Annotated in this window: 1 protein-coding gene; it reads left to right on the plus strand. The window is 42.9% G+C overall.

The features are described from left to right. Window positions 1-6667: lamin tail domain-containing protein (locus tag H6550_00020; GenBank protein ID MCB9044498.1), on the plus strand; the 6667-nt coding region annotated here is incomplete at both ends.

A 6667-nucleotide genomic window follows, 5' to 3' on the forward strand; every position in this document is an offset into this window, starting at 1 on the left:
TCTTGGCACAGGCACGATGTTGGCGGCAGGAACGTCAATAACAAGCAGCCAAACGATATACGTATATGCGGAGACAGGCACAGTACCAAATTGTTATGCAGAAAATTCATTTACAGTAACAATAAATAATAGTGAAAGTAGTAATGCAGGTGCAGACCAAATATTGTGTGGAAATACTACCCAAACAACATTAGCAGCTACTGCGCCATCGGCGGGTAGTGGAACTTGGTCGGCAGCAGGAACTAATACAGACACTTCTGTTGGCTTTAGTAATGTGAATGATCCTTCAGCAACTGTATTTGGTTTGGAAAATGGCAATGTGTATGAATTTATTTGGACAATAATGAATGGAGACTGTGTAGATGCCGATACTGTTCAAATAGAAGTAATCAATCCAATTACGCTCACACCTTTGGTATCTGTATGTAATGCAGATGATACGAGAACGGTTACAGTAAATATTACAGGTGGAAATGGCGCACCATATACTTTTACCATAAGTGGAACCGATGCCGCAGTAGCCGAAGCAGCCATTATAGCAAATGGTAATTATGGCACATCATCACCATTTATGGCAAGTACCAGTAGCATAATGTTTGATATAGAAGGACCGGCTTCATTTACGGTTAATGTGGACAATGGCTCAACTCCATTTTGTCCGGTTTCTGTGAACGTTGTTGTAGGCGATTGTGTGAGTCCTTGTCCGGTATTGGTAGATTCGCAAGCATCTGTTTACGAAGTATGCGTTACAGATAACACTGTAAGTTTAGGCGGTACCGTTAGTCCGGCAACAGCTGTTGAAGGTGTGGATTATACAGCAGCTTGGTATTTGGTTTCAATTGATGATGTGAACTTAGCTTCACCACAACTTGTATTAAGTACACTGAACGGGGATGTTAATCCAGATAATACAGATCCTTGTGACCCGAAAGATTATAAATATGAATTGCACTTAACTTGTGTAACAGACAATACAATAGAATATGTATTCCCTGAAGTAATTACGGTATTCCCATTACCTCAAGCAGGTCTGAGCTATACAACAGCAGGAGATGGCACTTGCGAAGTTTCTATTGTACCTATTTGTGCTAATTTAAGTATTACAAATGACCAAAGTGCAGCTGTTTATACTGATTCGTATACTTTGCCGGAAGGCGCGGCATCAGTAGATGTAACCTTTACTATTAGTATAGCAAATGCACCTTCAGGCTGTAGTCTTACCGAAATGCTTACTGCTGCTACACCAGCACCTCCTTCAGTTGCACCAATTCACTTGTGTGTAGATGATATGACAAGTGCAGGGCTTACCGTAGATTCGCCAGTGGCGGGAAGTACGTATTTGTGGTATAGTGCGCCGCGTGACCCGATGAATCCTTTTGTAAATTATTTAGCTTCAGGAACTTCTTATAATCCAACGGCAGACTATAGTACAACAGGTGTTGAGCAAATTATTTATGTGTATCAACAAGATGCTGTGGGTTGTATTTCGTCCGCAGAAACAACTTCATTTACTTTATTTAATTGCAATGTAGTAACAGAAGTTTGTAGTTGTGACGGAAGTGACGGAATGATTTTGACTATCTCTCAGCCTGGCACATATAATGTAGATGGCTATACCCAAATTTATTTATTGGTACAGGCTGGTGTTATTTTGCAAAATAGTAGTACCGGAGAATTTACCGTATCAACGGGTGTTTATGAAGTATATGCCCTCAATTATTTAACGGGCGATCTAACCATTCCGGCATTCACTCCGGGCGAAAATATCAGCAATTTCACCGCAGGCACTTCTCCGGGTCCTTGGACAAGTACCACAGCAGGTTGTTGGGAATTAAGTACTCCAATGATAGTGAGTGTAAATCAATGTATTCCTGATTTAGATGTTGTAGTAAATCCTGTACTCTGCGAAGGAGATTTGTTAGATTTAACAGCTTATGTACCCGCCGAACTAAATGGTATTGCAGGAACAGGCGAATGGTATGAAGGAGCAACTACCACAACTTTGGTAAGCGGCGACTTGACAATGGTAGCGGTAAGCAATGGCGATCAATTTACCTATCTTTTCACTACAACAGCCGATGGATGTACCGATATGGCAACTATTACAGTAACGGTAAATGCTGCACCAATAGTAGATGCCGGAATGATAGACCCTGTGTGTAATACAGACGAAATTGATTTGAGCATGTTAGCAGCAAGTATTACAGGTGTTGCTGACGGAACTTGGTCTTCAAGTGGTGATGGTAGCTTCACAGGCGGAACTAATTTCACTACCGCAACAGCTTATGTACCTGGTGCTGGTGACATTACGGCAGGTACAGTGACGCTCACGCTTACTTCAGATGACCCCGCCGGACCTTGTACGCCAGTAGCAGATAATGTTCAAATTGATATTATTACTTGTTGCGATGGCTTTGACATACCAACCATAGCGGATATAGAAATTTGTGGTAGTGGAAATACTGAATTAGCTCCAAGCGGAGGAGGATTTGGCACTATGACGAATACAACTGCCTCGAATTTATTTATAAGTGAATACAGCGAGCCAAATGGCGGTAACTGTAAATATATTGAATTGTACAACGGAACAGGTGTAGCCATAGACTTGGCGAATTACGAAATTTGGGGCATCAGTAATGGTGGAACTTGGACAGAATACACGCTCAATTTATCAGGAATACTAAATGATGGCGAAACGGTAGTAATATTAAATGATGCTTGTGCAGACGCAAATCTATTAGCTTTGCCAAATGTAATATTAGCAGCAAATACAGGTCCGATGAACTTCAACGGAGATGATGCGATAGGTTTAGCGTGGAATGGCGGTAGCGGAACAGTATTTAGCTTAATAGATGCAGTAGGAGCAGACGGAGCCGATCCGGGAACTGGTTGGACTGTTTCAGGTACTGCAAATGCTACTGCTAACAATACCTTAATACGTAATGCCGATGTTATTGCACCAACTACCGATTGGACAACTTCTTCTGCCAGTGAATGGACGGTAGCAGGCGAAAACGTAGTGAGCGATGCAGGAACACATACTTTCACTGGTTCTACAACAGTCGCAACAGTAACTTACAACTTCTACGATGCAGACCCTGCGACAACCATTCCGGTACCAACGCCAATAGCCAGTGGAGCTACTTACGACCCTGCGCTTACAACTATTGGCACATACAATTATTGGGTAACTGCCACAGATGGAAACTGTGAGAGTACTCCGGTGCAAGTAAGCATAACCATAGAAGGCGAACCTTCTGCAATACTAACCGCAACGGCAGATTTGTGTAGTGCAGATGGCGGAGCATTCCCTACTACCATAGATTTGAATACTTTGGTAACTTCAGGTCCAACCAATGGTACAGGCGAGTGGCAAGATGCAGTCGGAACGCCTTTAGCTTCAACAACTATTGATGGAAGTGTGTTAGGCGTTGGAAGTTTTGACTATCAATATGTAGTAACTACTTCGGGCGGTATTTGTCCACCAGCGACCTATCCGGTTACAGTTACGGTAAGTAATTGTTGTACTGGTTTTGACGTTCCAACTGTGGCCAACATTGATATTTGCGGAAGCGGAAGTACTGAATTGATGCCAAGTGATGGTGGTTTCCCTCCGACACTTGTAACAACTGCTTCGAATTTATTTATAAGCGAATACAGCGAGCCAAATGGCGGTAACTGTAAGTATATTGAATTGTACAACGGAACAGGTGCCGATGTAGATTTGGCAAATTACGAAATTTGGGGCATCAGCAATGGTGGAACTTGGTCAGAATCTACTTTGTCCTTATCAGGAACGCTAAGTGCTGGTGGAACCGTAGTAATATTAAACCAAGATTGTGCCGATGCGAACTTAACCGGTTTATCTAATTTAATATTAGCGGTAAACACAGGTCCGATGAACTTCAACGGAGACGATGCGATAGGTTTGGCGTGGAATGGCGGAAGTGGCACAGTATTTAGTTTAATAGATGCGGTAGGAATAGACGGAGCCGATCCGGGAACTGGTTGGACTGTTTCAGGAATAGCAAATGCTACTGCTAACAACACCTTGATACGTAATGCCGATGTTATTGCACCAACTACCGATTGGACAACTTCTTCTGCCAGTGAATGGACAGTAGCAGGCGAAAACATAGTGAGCGATGCAGGAACACATACTTTTATAGGAGCAAATCCTCCATCAGTAGTAACCTACAATTTCTACGATGCAGACCCTGCCACAACTGTTCCGGTTCCGGCACCAATAGCCAGTGGAGCTACTTACGACCCTGCTCTTACAGCAGTAGGAACTTACACCTATTGGGTAACAGCAACTGACGGCACTTGTGAAAGTGACCCTGTACAAGTAACAATAACCATAGAAGGCGAACCTTCAGCCGTAGTGTCTAATGCAGCCTTATTGTGCAACGCAGCAGGAAGTTCACCATCAAATTTATTGGATTTAAATACTTTAGTAACCTCAGGACCGACTAACGGCACAGGCGAGTGGCAAGATGTAAGTGGAACGCCATTGGCATCTACAACACTTGATGGAAGTGTCTTAGGTGTTGGCAGCTTTAATTATCAATATGTGGTTACTCCATTAGGAACACTTTGTACCGAACAAACCTATCCGGTTACAATTTCTGTATTGAACTGTAATTGTGATGGCTTTGGCGCGCCGATGCTTACCGATATTGAGGCTTGTGAAACCGATGGTGTAAGTACCGAAATATTCCCTGTGGGTGGAGGATATACGCCTCAGCCATTTAGCACGCTTTGGGATTTTGAAGGAGAAACGCCAGTGGGTGTATCCGATAATCCTTCGGTAAATACAGCAGATGCTACTGGTGGACCAACCATTGGCGCATTGTCATATCCGCAAGGAAATGCTTCTACGGATGCTTTTGCAAGTAATATGTGGACAACCAACACCACCCAAGATGCGGGCGATTACTTTGAGTTCTGTATTAGTGCTACCAGCGGATTTGTATTAGACGTTTCGGAAATATCATTTGATTTCCGTAGTTCAGGCTCGGGTCCTGTGTATTTTGACATAGCCATGTCGGTAGATGGCGGTGCTTACGCGAATTTATCGATTGATAATATTTCTTCTTTCGATTTGCCAGACCCAATTACCAATAATCCGGTATTAACTTTTGGTACGATAAATCAAGCGGCTGTTACAAATGATGCATCACAAGTTTGCTTTAGACTATATGGTCATTCATCCGCAGGCGATTTGGGTACTTGGAGAGTAGATAATGTAAGCATTATAGGCGATGTAACACCACAAAGTGGACCAATTGTATATAACTTCTACGATGCCGACCCGGCAGGTGCTGCTAATTTATTAAGTGGTAATGCCACTTCTTACGACCCAATGACAGCAGCGGGAACTTCTCAAACAATTTGGATAACCGCAACCGATGGAAATTGTACCAGCGCGGCGGCTCCGATAATGATTACTATTGATGAAGCACCTTCTGCTACTGTTACCACTACGGAAACTTTGTGTAATGTGGCAGGTGGATTATATACAAATACTTTAGACCTCAGCACTTTGGTAACTGCCGGACAAATGGACGGTACTTGGACAGACCAAATGAATAACACCGTAACTACTATTGACGCAACGGGAATGCCGGAAGGCGATTACACTTATACCTACACTATTTCTCCGGCAGCAGGAAGTTTCTGTACCGATGTTTCGTATGATGTAGTAATAAGCGTACTGGCTTGTCCTGTGGTTACACCTTGTACTTTGGCAGTTATAGCTACACCAACAGCGTGTACAGGAACTACTTACGACCTTGATGTGGAAGTTACTTTCGCCAATCCAAATTCAACACAATTTGAATTGGAAATAAACGGAACAACTTACGGTCCTTACACTTATACAACTTCTCCGCAAACAATAACTATTACAGGTTTAGCGGGTGATGGAACAGTAGATATTCCGGTAATTGTTTCAGATGTTGTTTCAGTGGCAAGCTCAGGTGAGTGGGAATTAAATGAAATTTTAGCTGACCCTGCTATAGGTACTGGAGATGCAAATGGTGATGGTGTGGCAAGTTCTTCCGATGATGAATTTGTTGAAATCGTTAATGCAACAGGTATGACCGTAGATATTAGCGGTTGGACAATTTCCGATGCCTTAGGTGTAAGACATACTTTCCCAAGTGGAACAATTCTTACCGATGCGCAAGCAATTGTAGTATTTGGCGGTGGTACACCAACCGGAACATTTGGCGGTGCGGTTGTTCAAACAGCAAGCACTGGCGGATTAAGTTTAAATAATTCCGGCGACACAGTAACCTTAATGGATGATATGGGTAATGTAATTGTTACCTATGCTTATGGAACAGAAGCAGGAAATGATCAGTCACTTAATTTAGACCCGGATGTAGTAGGCACTACTTATGTACAACACGGCATTTTTGGTACAAATTATTCACCGGGTACACAAGTAAATGGAGTCGCCTTTGCACCTTTATGTGAAAATGCAACAATGTATGATGCACCGCTTTGTACCAATCCGTCTATCTTAATCGTAAAAGACGATGCAGATAATGGCGATGATACACAAGCAGTAAATCCGGGCGGCACCGCAACCTTTACAATTACGGTAACGAACAATGGCGATGTGGATTTGATGAATGTAGTAGTAACCGATGCTTTGGCA

It is taken from the genome of Chitinophagales bacterium, assembly GCA_020636495.1.
GTDB lineage: Bacteria > Bacteroidota > Bacteroidia > Chitinophagales > Chitinophagaceae > UBA5543.